This is a genomic window from Streptomyces blastmyceticus, from assembly GCF_039521185.1.
In the GTDB taxonomy this organism is placed as follows: Bacteria; Actinomycetota; Actinomycetes; order Streptomycetales; family Streptomycetaceae; genus Streptomyces; species Streptomyces blastmyceticus.
Window position 1 is genome coordinate 33,031 of sequence record NZ_BAAABW010000015.1, and the last position, 13,306, is coordinate 46,336.

Consider the following 13,306-nt stretch of genomic DNA (forward strand, 5'->3'; position numbering starts at 1 on the left):
CGGCGCAACGACCGTGCGACAGCCGCCCGTTCCGCGTTCCCCGAGATCTGGGCGGCGCGCGACCATGCCTAGGAGCATCTCCGCCTTCGCGGCCGAGGAGGAGCGCCGGGTCCTGTCGATGGAGCCGGTCACCGCGCCCGTTCACCACGCGTACGGCGACCACCCCGACCAGGTGTACGACCTGTGGCCCACCGACGGTCCCCGCGCCCCGCTGGTGATCCTGCTGCACGGCGGATTCTGGCGGTACGACCGTACGCATCTGACGCCGTTTGCCGCCCACCTCGCGGAGAACGGCTTCACCACGGCCCTGCCGGAGTTCCGCCGCCCGGGCGGGGCCGGGGGCTACCCGGTCACGTTCGACGACGTCGCCCTGGCGATGAGCAGTATCGCGGACGGTCGGCCCTTCCTCCTGGCCGGCCACAGCTCCGGCGGCCACCTCGCACTGTGGGCCGCCGCTCGCGGCCTGCTGCCGGACTGTTCACCGTGGCACTCCACCGACCTGCCTGCGGCGGTGCTCGCCCTCGCCCCCATCACCGACCTCGCCGGGGCGATCCGCGAAGACCTCAGCTCCGGCGCCGCCCTCGAACTCCTGGGAGGCGTGGACAAAGCACCCTCCCGGCTCCCCTCCGTGGACCCGCTCACGCTGCTCCGCGGCGCGGGCACGACCGGGGTGCCGACCGTCGTGCTGCACGGCTCCGTGGACGAGGAGATCCCCCACCGCCAGTTCACCGACTACGCCGCCGCGCACCCGGACGCCGAACTCATCGCGCTTCCGGGGGTCGGCCACTACACCCCCATCGAGCCGCACTCACCGGCCAACCGCACCGTGATCGCCACCCTCAACCGCCTGTCCGCGCACGTCTCGTAGAGGCTCGGCATCTGAGCCGTCGTCATGAAGGGGCAGCGATGCTGATGCGGTGGACGGTGCGGTGGACCCCCGGCTCGACGGGGGTGGCCGCGTGGTAGGTGGTCGCTGTTTTCCACACCATGAGGTCCTTCGGCAACCAGCGGTGTGTGTAGATGTGCTCCGGATCCTGGATGAGGTGGTCGAGCAGGGTGCAGAACTCCTCGTTCTGGTTGGCGTCGAAGCCGTTCACCGTGCGCAGGTACTCAGGGCAACCGTAGAGGTAGGGACGTCCGGTGAACGCGTCGCACCTGACCAGCGGCTGTTCGACGGAAGGGTGTTTGATGTCGATCAGGTCCCGCAGTTCGGCCACGGACAGACCGGCATGTTCCGGGCCGATGATGAAGTGTCCCGCGAAGCTGTGCACGGCCGTGCGCCCGTCGATCCTGGTCTTCCAGGGGTCCGGCAGGCGGTCGTAGACGTCGCAGGCGTTGGCGTACAACGTGTGGCCACTGGTGTGCGGGACGTCGACGCCGTACAGCATGGAATAGGCCGGCGGATCCGTCAGGAACGTGGAGTCCTGATGCCAGTAGTTCCCGGCGCGGGCCGCGCCCACCGGCTTGTTCCCCTTGACGACGTTCGACATGACGGTGACCTCGGGAAAGGACGGATGCCCGTACCTCACGTCGGGGAAGGGGACCGGCCTGCCGATCTTGCGAGCGAGGACGACCTGCTGCTCGGGGGTGAGGGCCAGGTCACGCACCACGATCAACTCGCGCTGACGCAGCGTTTCGTGGAGGGCGCCGAAGACGTCGGGGCGCTGCAAGTCCTCAAAGGTGACCCCGGTGATCCCGGACCCGATGAACGGCGTGAGCTGACGGATCTGCATGTGAGCCTCCCCCTTCAGCATCCTTAATCCGCCACCGGCAGCGCCACCGCCTCTCCGGCCAATCCGCATCCCCCCGAACCGCGCCCTCTCAAGCGTTGGCGCTGATACAGAACGGCTGACCGGAGGGGTCCAGCAGCACCGTCCAGTGCTCGCCGCCGGGCTGGTGGGCGGGCTTGGTGGCGCCGAGACCGATGAGGCGCTTCTCGGCGGCCTCGACGTCGTCGAAGGCCAGGTCGAGATGGAAGACGAGCTCGTCCTCGGGCCAGTTGGGGGGCCTTGAAGGACTCGGCGGTGTAGAAGACGTACGCCGTCGTGCCGTCACTGATCATCGCCGCGGCGTCGCCGAAGGTCTGGGTGACCTCCCACCCCAGGGCGGCGGCGTAGAAGTCGGCGAGCACCTTGCCGTCGTGGCCCCAGAAGGCCGCGCACTTCACGACCGCGCCCGCTGTGCCGGTGTTCTTCGTCATGGTGATCACCGGGTCCGCTTCTGGTTGACGCCGATGACGTAGCCGTCGAGGTCGGTGAAGTAGAAGATCCGGTCGCCGTGGTGCTCCACTTCCTTCGTCACGGTGACCAGGGGCCGGATGCGCTCGACGTAGGCGTCGAAGTCGTCGACGGCCAGGTAGAACATGCCGAACGCGCCGACCGGGGTGTCCTTGAGGACCGGCAGCCAGTCCCGCAGGTGCGCGTCGCGGTAGACCATCAGCGCGAATTCTCCGCCGAAGAGCAGGATGCGCAGGTCGTCGTCCGGGTCGTTGCCGGCGGGCAGGGCGGTGAAGCCGAGCTTCTCGTAGAAATCGACGGTCGCCTGGGTGTCGGTCACGCCGAGGCAGGGGGCGATGGCCGGAGGCTTCATGAGGATCACTCCTTGAGGGGGAAGGTCGGATAGCGACCACTTCGTCGTTCAGTACATTTGTACTGTACGACGGATCGGATCGATGCGCAATACGGACATACAGCATGTAGCTATTGCGGTACTTCTGTACCGGATCCATCCATCAAGCCTGCCCAGAATCGCACCATTAGGTAATGAACAGCCGAAAACACACCCTTGATCCGCCCTGCCCCCTAAGGTGGCCTCCGGTACGGTCGGGGCCGTTGCTTCTGGCCCGGCGTCGTGCGGTCAGGAGGGCTCATGGAGTACCTGCGGCTACTGCGCAAGCCCCCCGTGCTCATGCTGTGGCTGGCCCGGGGCCTTTCCGTCATCGGCGAGCGGGTGTACGGCGTCGCGGTCATATGGAGCATCTACGCGAGCACGGGCTCGGCCTCGCTCATGGGGCTGGTGGCGGTCCTGGAGTCGGCTCCCTATGTCGTCCTCGGCACACTGGGGCGGCGTGCGGTCGCCCGCTTCTCCTCGTGCCGGGCGCTCGCGTGGCTGGACGCCGTACGCGCGGCCGTGGCCGTCGCCCTGCCGTTCCTCTGGTCGCCCGACAGCCGGGGTACGTGCGTGCTGTTCGCCGGTGTGCTGCTGCTCGGCGTCCTCGCCGCTCTCTTCGACCCGAACCTGGAGGCGCTGGTACCGGCCCTCGCCGACCGGGAGCACGTACAGCAGGTGACCGGGCTGTTCGACCTCACCGGACGGATCGCCCTCATCACCGGCCGGGCGAGCGCCGGCCTGCTGCTTCTGGTGTTCTCCAAGATCCAGCTCTTCGTGTTCAACGGAGTGGCGTTCGCCGTGTCGGCGGCGGTGCTCGGACTGCTCTCCCGGTACGGCAGCGTGGCGGCCGGCCGACGGCCCGTGTCCGTGAAGTCGTCGGTACGGGCGCGGCCGCTGCTCCGCGCCCACCCTCACGTCGGGCTGGCGATCGGGGTGTACGGCCTGGTGCCGCTGTGCTCGGCCGCGACCACCGTGGGGATGCCCGTACTCCTCGCCACCCGCTACGGCGCGGGGGCGGGTGTCTACGGCCTGGTCACGGCGGCTGTCGGCGTCGGTGCGCTCGTCGGCAATCCGCTGGCCGGCAACTGGAGACCCACGGGCTGGCTCGCCGTCTGCTGCTACGCGTGGGCGGTGGACGGGGTGGCGACCGCGTGCATGGGGCTGGTGGGGCGGGTGTCGGCGCTGGGACTGCTGTCGGCACTGACCGGACTGGTCGCGCCGGTCGCGGCCGTCACCCTGCGGGCGCGCCTGGGGGCTTTCCCGCCCGCGGAACGGCTGCGGCTGATGACGGTCGAACACACCGCGACCCGCCTGGGCAGCATGGCGGGCATACTCCTGCTGCCGCTGCTCATCGGTTTCTCACCCCGAGGCTCGTTCGTCGCCGCCGGCGCGACAGTCACAGCGTTGGCGATCGGGGTGCACGCCCTGTCCACCCGGATCCCACGCCCCGGTCCCGCTCCCTCCCCGGCCGAGAGCGGCGGGACTGCGGTGGCGGGTTACTGAGCCCACTTGGGTGTCCATGTCCCGGCGTCGCTGTGGCCGGTGTGTGTGGAGCCGAGGTGGTCGCGGAGCAGGGCGAGCGCGGGGTGCGGGTTGTCGCCGCGCCAGATCAGGGAGTGCGGGTAGACCGGCGTCGGGTCGTGCATGGGAACGCGCCGCAAGTCGTGGTCGGCGGGCCAGACGAAGCTGGTCTGTTCGCCGACGAAGGTCGCGAGGGCCGGGGAGTCGGCGATCGTGTCCAGGAGGGGCTCGGTGCCGAAGTCGGGGCCGGTCACCTCGATGGTGAGCCCGAACGCGGCGGCGAGGTCGTCGTAGTACGCGGCCCACTCGGTCCCGGCGACGATGCCCGGCATCCAGATCCGGTGCCCGGCGAGCTGGGCGGGTGTGACCGTGCGGGCGGCGGCCAGCTCGTGGGCCGGTCCCGTGAGGAGCTGGATGGGCTCGTCGAGGACCCGGACGGCCTCGACGCCGTCGGGGAGCTGCCGCGCGGGGAGGGTGAGGGCGCGGAACGACGCGTCGATCGTGCCCGACCGGACAGCGGCGATGGCCGCGTCGGCGTCGAAGAGAGTCACAACGTCGAGTGGTGTCCCGGGGTGCGCGCGATGGAAGCCGCGCATCAGGTCCGCCGGCGCGAGCCGCCGGCCGATCACATCGACGCGCAGCGCACGGCTGCCGGGCCGCACGGAGGCCGCCGCCCGCTCTTCCGCCTGGAGGAGATCGCGGGCATGGGGCAGGAACGCCTGCCCGTCGATGGTGAGCTTGGCTCCGCGCGCGGTACGGGTGAAGAGCCGCACACCGAGGTCCTTCTCCAGGCCGGCGACGCGCTTGGAGACGGCCTGCTGGGTGATCGACAGGTTGGCGGCGGCTTCCTGGAACTGCCCCACGTCCGCGACAGCGACGAAGGTGCGCACGGCATCGAGATTCACGCCGGTCATCCTAGTTGCACAACTTATGGTTGTGGCTTGCTCCATGGTTCGGTTGTTTGATCCGCCGACGTGTTGCTGGCTTTGATGTCCCTGGTCAACGTTCGAGCGGGGCGGCGAGGGGTGTGCTGGGCATGGGGGTCAGGCGGTCGCTGGGGCGGCAGTTCGGGTGGCTGTGGACCGCGTATACGGTCAGCGCGTTCGGTACGTGGCTCGCGTTCGACGCGTTCCCCCTGATCGCGATCCTTGTGCTGCACGCCGGGCCGACGGAGGTGTCCGCGCTGGCGGCCGCGGGACTGGCGGTGGGAGCGGCGGTGGCGATGCCGCTCGGCCCGTGGGTGGAGTTCCGCCGCAAACGACCGGTGATGGTCGCGATGGACCTGACCCGGTTCGCGGCACTGATGAGCGTCCCCGCCGCGTACGCGCTCGGCTGGCTCGGCTTCACCCAGCTCCTGGTCGTATCGGTCGTCGTCGCAGCAGCCGACATCACCTTCAACGCGGCCGCCGGCGCGTGCCTGAAGGCACTCGTCCAGCCGCGGGACCTGCTCGTCGCGAACAGCCGGTTCGAGGCTACGACCTGGACCGCCACCATGGCCGGACCGCCGCTCGGCGGGGCCGCGATCGCGTTGTTCGGCCCGGTGACAACCGTGGTGGCCGACGCGGTCAGCTACCTGCTCTCGGCCGTGGGCATCCGTGCGATCGGCGGCACGGAGCCGCACCCTGCGCAGGCCGACGCGCGGCCACGGCTGCGAGCCCGCGACGTGCCCGACGGGTGGCGGTACATCCTCGCCGACCCGGCCCTGCGACCCCTGTTCTTCAACACGATCCTGTTCAACGGCCTCCTCATGGCGACCCAGCCGCTGCTCGCCGTCCTCATGCTCGGCCGCCTCGGGTTCGCTCCCTGGCAGTACCTCCTCGCCTTCGCGGTGCCCTGCGTCGGCGGCCTGATCGGCTCACGGCTGGCCCGTCGGCTTGTCGCGCGCTTCGGTCAGCGCAAGGTCATGCTCACCGCCGGGACACTGCGAGCGTGCTGGCTGCTCGGGCTGACCTTCATCCGCCCCGGCACCGCCGGGCTCGTGCTCGTCATGGCCGTCGAGCTCGGTCTGATCACCTGCTGTGCGGTGTTCAACCCGGTGCTCGCCACCTACCGGCTCGACCGGACCCCGGCGGACCGGGTCGCCCGCACCCTGTCCGCATGGTCGGTCACCAGCAAGGCCACGACCGCGGCCATGACGGGTCTATGGGGCCTGCTCGCCGCTGTCACCGGCCCTCGCACCGCGATCGCAATAGCCGGCCTCCTCATCCTGACAACCCCGCTCCTGCTCCCCCGGCGTGACCACACGCCGCAACTCGCGACTGTCTCGTGAGGACGGCCACTGAGCCTCGAATTCGACGTCAGCTCTCATGACTTCAGTCGAACCGGATGTGTTTGGCCCCTGTGCCAGACCCTGCTCAAGCAACCCCGGAGCTACGCCCCGGGCCGCCGTGCGTACGCCTCGATCTCGATCTTCATGCGGGGGTCGGCCAAGCCGCACACCAGCATCGTGGCGGCCGGTCTGAACTCGCCGAAGGCGCGGCGCAGGGACGGCCAGCAGGGCTCGAAGTCCTTGCGGTCGGGGAGGAGATACCGCACGCGTACGACGTCGGCGAAGGTGCATTCCGCCTCGGTCAGGGCGGCCTCGATGTTGCGCAGGCACTGTTCGGTCTGCTCCACCACGTCGTCGGAGATCGTCATCGTGGTGTAGTCGAAACCCGTCGTCCCGGACACGTGCACCAAGTCGCCGTCGACCACGGCACGGGCGTAGCCGATCTGCTCCTCGAACGTCGAGCCGCTGAGGATCGCGCGTCGCTCTGTCATGTGCCGAACGCTAAGTGATCAGCACCGATACGTCCATCACGGCACCTGATGCACCCGCCCCCTCAACCGCGCGGGCGGACATGCAACTCCAGCCCGTTCGCCCCCGGCGCCTCCACACCCGGCAGCAGCCGCATGTCGTGGTCGTAGTCGCCGCCGACGAGCGACCGGAAGGGGACCGGCTCGTCCGTGAAGAGGCCGTCGAGGCGTCGCCCGTACTCCCGCTTCGCCGCCGCGAACCGCTCCGCGGACAGGTCGTTCGAGCCGTACGCCGCGAACGGTTCGAGCGGTGCCATGCCGGTGAACCAGAACAGACCGTGCTGCACCGGGTGGAGGACGTCCGTAAGCCGCCCGTGGATGCCCCGGTCGGAGAACGACGACTCCCGGGCGCCGGCCGTCACCGACAACAGCGCGCGCCGCCCCGCCAGGGCGCTGCCCTCGCCGTAGGGCGGAGGGAGAGCCGGGCCGTAGCCGAACCCGCTGGTGAACACCCGGTCGATCCAGCCCTTCAGGATCGCGGGCACCGAGAACCACCACAGCGGGAACTGCAGGATCACCGCGTCCGACCAACGCACCTTCTCCTGCTCCGCCGCGACGTCCGGCGACAGCCGGCCCGCCAGCGTGGCCCGCTCGGAGGCGGCCATCACATGCAGTCGCCGGTCCCCGGCGTGGTCGGGGAAGTCATCAGCGTCCACGGCAGACTTCCACTTCATCGCATAGAGGTCGGACACCCGCACCTCGTGCCCCGCGGCGCGCAGGTGCTCGACCGCGAAGGTGGTGAGAGCGGCGTTGAGCGAACGGGGTTCCGGGTGGGCGCTGACGACGAGGATCTTCTTGCACGGCTGCGGCGTGGTTGTGGTCATGCGCCAACGTTCTCCCGGGCGCGACCGGGTAGCCAGCACCCGGTTCGACCGGTGGATCGTCAATCCTGGTACTGCGAGGACCACGCATACTTGGGCCCATGGACGGCGTGGACCACATAGAGCACACAGACGGCACCGACAGCGGAATCGGCGACACCCGACGGGCACTCGGCGGCTTTCTGCGTGCCCGCCGCGGGCGCGTCGCGCCGGAGCACGTGGGGCTCGCGAGTGGCCGTCGGCGGAGGGTGCGCGGGCTGCGCCGCGAGGAGCTGGCCCAGCTCGCGGGGATCAGCGTGGACTATTACGTACGCCTCGAACAGGGCCGGGCCACCCAGCCGTCGCCCGAGGTGCTCGACGCGCTCGCCGGGGCGCTCGGCCTCGACGCGGCGGAGCGCAGGCACCTCGCCACCCTGGCCGACGCCAGGCGCGGCCCGGCCCCCAGGGCCCGGGTCAGTCCCCTGTTGCAGCGCGTCCTGGATTCCATGGACCGCTTCCCGGCGTTCGTGACGAACCACCGTCTCGACGTGGTGGCCTGGAACGGCCTGGGCGCCGAACTGACCGGTGGCCTGGACGATCCGGACCGCCGCGACCGGAACAACGCCAGATACCTTTTCCTCGACCCCGCTTCCTGGGAGGTCTTCCCCGAGTGGGAGGCCAGGGCGGCGGAGTGCGTGGGTCAGTTGAGGGTCGCCGCGGGGCGCTACCCCGACGACGTGGAACTGACCGCGCTCATCACGCAACTGTCCTCGCTCAGCGCTGAGTTCCGGCGGATCTGGGACAGCGGCGAGGTGGTGATGTGCGCGGCGGGGCGCAAGCGGCTGCGGCACCCGGTGGCCGGGTTGCTCACCCTGGACTTCGAAACACTGCACGTACCGGCCGCGCCCGGCGAAACGGGGCTGATCGTGCACGTGTTCAGCGCCGAGGAGGGCAGTGCGGAGGCCGCCGCCCTCACCCGGCTGGCGGGGACGGCCGGGTGAGGGGCACCGAGTCGATAAGGGGTTCGGCCGTCGCACGTCGCGATCCACGTACGTTCGAGGCGTCCGGCGACCCCGACCGTACGCAAACCTTGCCCTCCGATATCCCGACACCCATGGTGCTGCCATGTGCGGTGAAAAAGGTCATTGCTCGGCAGATGGTCACTACCACCCTGTCCGAGTGAGTAACATCCCGCAGCAACACACCAGTCCAGCAGAAGGAGCGGTCATGACCGACGGAATGGACGACGCCAGCATCCGGACCCGGTATGCGGCACAGTTCGCAGCCGACCTGGAGAACAACGAGAAGGAGCAGGAAACGCTCCGCGCACGCCTTGAGCAGCTGGCGCAGGAGCACGCGTGGCTGTCCGGCATGCGGGGCACGGTGGCCGGGGAGAAGGCTGCCCCTGGTAAGACGGCCGACGCCGCCGCGAGCGAGGCGGCCGGGGGAAGCGTTCCGCGTCCGCGCCGGGCGAAGAAGGCGGCCGACACACCCGTCCGCCGGAAGAAGCCGGCGCAGGCCAAGAGCGCGGAAACGCCTAAGGCGTCCGGCGGGCGGACCAGGAAGAGCGACGGACCCACGTTGGGCGAGCTGGTTCTCGGTCTCCTCACCCGACACCACCAGCCGCGCATGGTCAGCGAGGTCGTCAACGAGCTGGGTCAGGCCCACCCGGAACGCACGGTGAGTGCCCAGGTGGTGCGCAACACGGTGGAAGCACTCGTCGCCAAGGGCCGTCTGGACCGCGAGCGGAAGCAGGGGTCGGTGTTCTACACCGCGCCCACGGGTGCGGCTTCCGGGACGGCTGCCCCGTCGCCGGTGTCCGAGCCCGCGGCCACCACGGAGAAGGCCACGGCCGAGGCCTGACCGGAGGCCGGTGCGCCTCACACACTGTGCGTCGCGCGGGGTTGCGTCCACCCATGAACGGGTGACGTGGCCCCGGCCCTCGGGCCATGCACCGCGGCCCCTGCCAAGAGTTTGGAAGGGGCCGCGGTCCGACCGCTATTCGGTGCGCAGCCCGTCCGGGCGCATCAGCTTCCACAGCGAGGGCAGCGACAGAGCGGTCACCAACAGGACCACCCCTGCACCGATTCCCACCATGGCCCCCACCGGCAGCCAGTCCACCACGATCTGTCTGCCCACCATCCGCAGCAGCACCGCCCCGAGTGCGAGTCCCACCCCGGTCGCGAGGACGAGGCCGAGTGCGACGGGGACGGCGGTCTGCCACAGGACCGACCAGCTGAGCGTGGTGCGACGGGTGCCGAAGGCGACCAGGGCGGAGAGCAGCTTCTTGCGGTCGCGCAACTGCTCCAAGGTGGAGACCAGCAAGCTGGCGCCGATCAGCAGCAGGACCGCCGTCGCGCCGATGTACAGGCCCTTGCGGACTCCCGCGAAGCGGTTCGAGGTCTCGTACGCGTTGAGCGAGTAGGCCACGGTCAGCGGGTCGGCGGCCGTCGCGGAGTTCAGCACCCGGTCCGTGGCCTGCTGGTCGCGAGGGTCGAGCCGCACGTACGTGGTGTAGCGCATCGGTGCCTTCGCCACGGAGCGGACCGCGCCCGGGGTGGCGAGGATGCCATTGCGGCGGTAGCCCGACGGGTCCGTCCGTGCCTGTACCTCCTGGGCGTTCGCCGGCACGGTCCACGGGAGCGCCACACCGCTGCGGTCGCTGTAGGAGGGGTCGACATACAGCTTGGCGCCCGCCGGGATCGGATCCCCGCTGTACTCCCCGCCCCTGGCGAGGAAGACGTCGCCGTCCTTGCAGGACGGCAGCTCGGCCACCTCGCGCAGCTCCGCGCAGCCGCCGATCGTCATGTCGGTGGAGTGGTTCGGGTCCTTCGCCTTCTCGCCCAGGTTGGCGTAGCCCAGGGTGGTCGTGCCGGTGACGCCCTTGGTGTTCTTCAGCGCCTGGATCTGCTGAGCAGCCCGTTCCGGAGCGACCTCGCCCATGGGCACGGACATCTGGGCACGGTTGGTGTCCGCACCGCTGCGCTTCACATAGTCGCCCTCGATCGCGCTGAACATCATCTGGAGCGCGATCGCCCCGGCCACCGCCACCGCGATGCCGTTCACCAGGCGGGCCGCCGTACCGGAGGTCAACTGCAGCCTGCGGACGGCCAGCTGCCAGCTGACCCCGCCGCCACCGAGCCTGCGCACCACCGCCTCCACGAGCCAGGGCAGCAGCGCGGTGACGCCGATGAGGAGCAGTACGGTGCCGGAGACCACCTGGACCTGGTTGAACGTGCCGTTGTCGCGACCCCGCCCCGTCATCGGGACCAGGAGCGCGAGACCCGCCAGCGGCGGCAGCACCCGCCACCACACCCGGCGCTTGCGCGGCACCGAGTTGCGGACCACACCCAGCGGCTCGATCGTGACACCGCGCAGCGCGAGAAGGGTGACCCCGACCGCCGCCGTCGGGACGACGACCGCGACCGACAGGGCCAGCAGGGGGTTGGGGTCGATGTCGGCCGGGAAGACGTTGAGGCCGTTGACCGAGATGTCGCCGACGAACTGGCGGGCGATCATGAAGAACGCCGCGCCGAGGACCAGGCCGAGCGCCGAGCCCGCGAGTGCCTCGCCGGCGGCGATCCAGCGTGTGGTGCGGCGGTCCGCGCCGACCAGGCGCAGGGCCGCGAGGCGCCGGTCGCGCCGGTCGCCGCCGAAGCGTACGGCGGCCGCGATGAACACCGCGACGGGCATCAGGAGCACCACGAAGATGATCACGATGAGCAGGGCGAGGACCGGATCGATCTTCTCCCCCGCGCCCTTGTCGACGAAGCCCGTCACCCGGGTGACGCCGCTCTGGTCGCCCTCGGCCGCCAGGCGGGGCCCGAGGGCGTCGCTGCCCGCGTAGTAGGCCATCTCGTGCGGGCCGAGCAGTCCGGTGTCCTTGATCGTGCCGGTCACCTTGTACGGCAGCCGTTCGCGCAGCAGTGCGCCGCCGGGCGAGTCCAGCAGGGACTTGAGCTCCGGGGAGACCACCATCTCCCGGTCGCCCGGGATCCCCGAAAGGCCGGGCGGCACGGGTGCCTTGGGGCCTTCGGGCTGCAGCAGGCGGCCGCGGATGTCCTTGCCCTGGAACTTGGTGTCGGTGCGGCCGATGAGCAGGGGGTCGGCGGACGGTACGGACACGGCGGCGGCGCCGAAGTCGTTGCGCGCGTTGTCCCGCGCGTCCCGCTTGCTCAGCGCGCTGGGGATCGCGGTCGTCGCGAGCAGCAGCGCGACGCCGAGGCCGACGCCGACCGCGGTGAGCAGGGTGCGGGTCCAGCCCTCACGGCCGCCGGAGAGCGCGAACTTGGTGCCGAGCGCGAGGTCGGAGAGCCGGCTCATACGGTGTGCTCCATCATCATGTCCCGGGATTTGCCGTCGCGTACGACGACCTCGCGGTCCGAGTAGGCGGCGACCCGGGCCTCGTGCGTGACGAGGACGACGGCCGCGTTCGTCGAGCGGGCCGCCTCGGTCAGGAGCTGCATCACGCGCTCGCCGTTGAGCGAGTCGAGCGCGCCGGTCGGCTCGTCCGCGAAGACGACCCTCGGCGAGGTCACGAGAGAGCGGGCCACGGCCACGCGCTGCCCCTGGCCGCCGGAGACCTCGCCGGGGCGCTTGTGCCCGAGGTCGGCGACCTCCAGGCGCTCCATCCAGTGCAGCGCCGTGCGCTCGGCCTCCTTGCGCTTGACGCCGTTCAGACGGAGGGGCAGCGCGACGTTCTCGACACAGGTCAGCTCCGGCACCAGCTGGCCGAACTGGAAGACGAAGCCGAATTCGGTGCGCCGCAGGGCGGAGCGTTCGGCGTCCGGCATCGCGGAGAGCTCACGGCCGTCGTAGGTGATGGTGCCGGAGTCGGGCATGACGATCCCGGCGAGGCAGTGCAGAAGTGTCGACTTGCCGGAGCCGGAGGGCCCCATCACGGCGACGACCTCGCCCGGGTGGACGGAGAACTCCGCGCCGTCGAGTGCCGGCGTGGGGCCGTAGGCCTTGTGCAGGTCGCGGGCGACGAGCAGGGAGCCTTCGGGAATCATGAACGTACCTCCGTGGCGAGCTGGTCGAGTCGTGCGGCGGTCAGCTCGAGCCAGCGCAGGTCGGCTTCGAGGTGGAACAGGGCGTGGTCGCAGATGAGCTGGTCGGACAGGTCCCCGTGCCGCTTGCGCTCGGTGAGGCCGCGCATCAGGCGAAGGTGCTCGGCGCGCTGGGTGTCGACGACATCGCCCGCGTCGCGACCGGTCAGCAGGGCGAGGACGACCTTGGTGTAGAGCGTCGACTGCAGATACGGCTCGGGCTTCTCGGGCTGCTTGATCCACGTCTCGACGTCGGTGACCCCGGCGGCGGTGATGGCATACCGCTTCCGTTCCGGACCACCGCCGGCCTCGACGCCGTCGACCTCGACGAGGCCGTTCTTCAGCAGCCTGGACATGGTCGAGTAGACCTGCCCGTAGTGCAGCGGACGGTCGTGCCCGAACTTCTCGTCGAAGGCGCGCTTCAGGTCGTACCCATGGCATGGGCCCGATTCGAGGAGCCCGAGAAGGGTGTGGCCGATGGACATGGGTGTGCCTTTCTCCGGTGCCGAGTGTGCGCAGCGCCGTGGCATT

Annotated in this window: 14 protein-coding genes; 5 read left to right on the forward strand and 9 right to left on the reverse strand. The window is 70.3% G+C overall.

The features are described 5' to 3' along the window. Positions 1 to 64 precede the first annotated feature (64 nt). Complete coding sequence (locus ABD269_RS12815) at positions 65 to 868, forward strand: alpha/beta hydrolase family protein (protein ID WP_344117955.1); 804 nt, start codon at positions 65 to 67, stop codon at positions 866 to 868. 22 nt (positions 869 to 890) lie between these two features. Here the strand turns inward: ABD269_RS12815 and ABD269_RS12820 are convergent, their stop codons facing one another. The 3 genes from ABD269_RS12820 to ABD269_RS12830 form a co-directional block, all read right to left on the reverse strand. Then, entirely contained in the window at positions 891 to 1,733 is an 843-nt protein-coding gene (locus tag ABD269_RS12820; protein ID WP_344117956.1) for a TauD/TfdA dioxygenase family protein, read from the reverse strand. Positions 1,734 to 1,821: 88 nt separating this feature from the next. Further along, on the reverse strand, positions 1,822 to 2,055 hold the full coding sequence (locus tag ABD269_RS12825) for a VOC family protein (protein WP_344117957.1): 234 nt from the start codon (positions 2,053 to 2,055) through the stop codon (positions 1,822 to 1,824). A 150-nt stretch (positions 2,056 to 2,205) separates the two neighbouring features. Next, complete coding sequence (locus ABD269_RS12830) at positions 2,206 to 2,589, reverse strand: VOC family protein (RefSeq protein ID WP_344117958.1); 384 nt, start codon at positions 2,587 to 2,589, stop codon at positions 2,206 to 2,208. A gap of 279 nt (positions 2,590 to 2,868) precedes the next feature. Here ABD269_RS12830 and ABD269_RS12835 point away from each other — a divergent pair, with 279 nt between their 5' ends. Further along, positions 2,869 to 4,113, forward strand: a complete 1,245-nt coding sequence (locus ABD269_RS12835; protein ID WP_344117959.1) for an MFS transporter — start codon at positions 2,869 to 2,871, stop codon at positions 4,111 to 4,113. On the opposite strand, the gene ABD269_RS12840 is transcribed toward ABD269_RS12835, so the two are convergent. Beyond that, complete coding sequence (locus ABD269_RS12840; protein WP_344117960.1) at positions 4,107 to 5,036, reverse strand: LysR family transcriptional regulator; 930 nt, start codon at positions 5,034 to 5,036, stop codon at positions 4,107 to 4,109. The two genes, ABD269_RS12835 and ABD269_RS12840, sit on opposite strands and share 7 nt — an antisense overlap. Before the next feature lie 131 nt (positions 5,037 to 5,167). Between ABD269_RS12840 and ABD269_RS12845 the strand changes: the two genes are divergently transcribed. Continuing rightward, entirely contained in the window at positions 5,168 to 6,400 is a 1,233-nt protein-coding gene (locus tag ABD269_RS12845) for an MFS transporter (RefSeq protein WP_344117961.1), read from the forward strand. Between the two features lie 101 nt (positions 6,401 to 6,501). Here ABD269_RS12845 and ABD269_RS12850 read toward each other — a convergent pair whose 3' ends face one another. Next, complete coding sequence (locus ABD269_RS12850; protein ID WP_344117962.1) at positions 6,502 to 6,891, reverse strand: RidA family protein; 390 nt, start codon at positions 6,889 to 6,891, stop codon at positions 6,502 to 6,504. A gap of 62 nt (positions 6,892 to 6,953) precedes the next feature. Then, complete coding sequence (locus ABD269_RS12855) at positions 6,954 to 7,751, reverse strand: NAD(P)H-dependent oxidoreductase (protein ID WP_344117963.1); 798 nt, start codon at positions 7,749 to 7,751, stop codon at positions 6,954 to 6,956. Positions 7,752 to 7,849: 98 nt separating this feature from the next. On the opposite strand from ABD269_RS12855, the gene ABD269_RS12860 reads away from it, so the two are divergent. Beyond that, positions 7,850 to 8,728 carry a helix-turn-helix transcriptional regulator gene (locus ABD269_RS12860; RefSeq protein WP_344117964.1) on the forward strand — a complete coding sequence of 293 codons (879 nt, stop codon included), beginning with the start codon at positions 7,850 to 7,852 and terminating at the stop codon, positions 8,726 to 8,728. Between the two features lie 226 nt (positions 8,729 to 8,954). Then, positions 8,955 to 9,590 (forward strand): hypothetical protein, encoded by a 636-nt coding sequence (locus ABD269_RS12865; RefSeq protein WP_344117966.1) that lies wholly within the window; start codon positions 8,955 to 8,957, stop codon positions 9,588 to 9,590. A gap of 135 nt (positions 9,591 to 9,725) precedes the next feature. Here ABD269_RS12865 and ABD269_RS12870 read toward each other — a convergent pair whose 3' ends face one another. From ABD269_RS12870 to ABD269_RS12880, 3 genes are read right to left on the reverse strand one after another with little or no spacing between them, the layout of a single operon-like run. Beyond that, positions 9,726 to 12,050 (reverse strand): ABC transporter permease, encoded by a 2,325-nt coding sequence (locus tag ABD269_RS12870; RefSeq protein ID WP_344117968.1) that lies wholly within the window; start codon positions 12,048 to 12,050, stop codon positions 9,726 to 9,728. After that, positions 12,047 to 12,739: an ABC transporter ATP-binding protein gene (locus ABD269_RS12875; protein ID WP_344117969.1), complete on the reverse strand. Its 693-nt coding sequence runs from the start codon at positions 12,737 to 12,739 to the stop codon at positions 12,047 to 12,049. The genes ABD269_RS12870 and ABD269_RS12875 overlap by 4 nt, the downstream gene beginning before the upstream one ends. Then, a complete protein-coding gene (locus tag ABD269_RS12880) occupies positions 12,736 to 13,260 on the reverse strand; it encodes a PadR family transcriptional regulator (protein WP_344117970.1) in 525 nt (174 codons plus the stop codon). The genes ABD269_RS12875 and ABD269_RS12880 overlap by 4 nt, the downstream gene beginning before the upstream one ends. Positions 13,261 to 13,306 lie beyond the last annotated feature (46 nt).

Bases quoted from the DNA above. Each gene is read 5' to 3' on its own strand.
- ABD269_RS12845 (WP_344117961.1), top strand. From the start codon at position 5,168: ATGGGGGTCAGGCGGTCGCTGGGGCGGCAGTTCGGGTGGCTGTGGACC.
- ABD269_RS12875 (WP_344117969.1), bottom strand. From the start codon at position 12,739: ATGATTCCCGAAGGCTCCCTGCTCGTCGCCCGCGACCTGCACAAGGCC.
- ABD269_RS12865 (WP_344117966.1), top strand. From the start codon at position 8,955: ATGACCGACGGAATGGACGACGCCAGCATCCGGACCCGGTATGCGGCA.
- ABD269_RS12860 (WP_344117964.1), top strand. From the start codon at position 7,850: ATGGACGGCGTGGACCACATAGAGCACACAGACGGCACCGACAGCGGA.
- ABD269_RS12830 (WP_344117958.1), bottom strand. From the start codon at position 2,589: ATGAAGCCTCCGGCCATCGCCCCCTGCCTCGGCGTGACCGACACCCAG.
- ABD269_RS12820 (WP_344117956.1), bottom strand. From the start codon at position 1,733: ATGCAGATCCGTCAGCTCACGCCGTTCATCGGGTCCGGGATCACCGGG.
- ABD269_RS12835 (WP_344117959.1), top strand. From the start codon at position 2,869: ATGGAGTACCTGCGGCTACTGCGCAAGCCCCCCGTGCTCATGCTGTGG.
- ABD269_RS12855 (WP_344117963.1), bottom strand. From the start codon at position 7,751: ATGACCACAACCACGCCGCAGCCGTGCAAGAAGATCCTCGTCGTCAGC.
- ABD269_RS12850 (WP_344117962.1), bottom strand. From the start codon at position 6,891: ATGACAGAGCGACGCGCGATCCTCAGCGGCTCGACGTTCGAGGAGCAG.
- ABD269_RS12870 (WP_344117968.1), bottom strand. From the start codon at position 12,050: ATGAGCCGGCTCTCCGACCTCGCGCTCGGCACCAAGTTCGCGCTCTCC.
- ABD269_RS12880 (WP_344117970.1), bottom strand. From the start codon at position 13,260: ATGTCCATCGGCCACACCCTTCTCGGGCTCCTCGAATCGGGCCCATGC.
- ABD269_RS12815 (WP_344117955.1), top strand. From the start codon at position 65: ATGCCTAGGAGCATCTCCGCCTTCGCGGCCGAGGAGGAGCGCCGGGTC.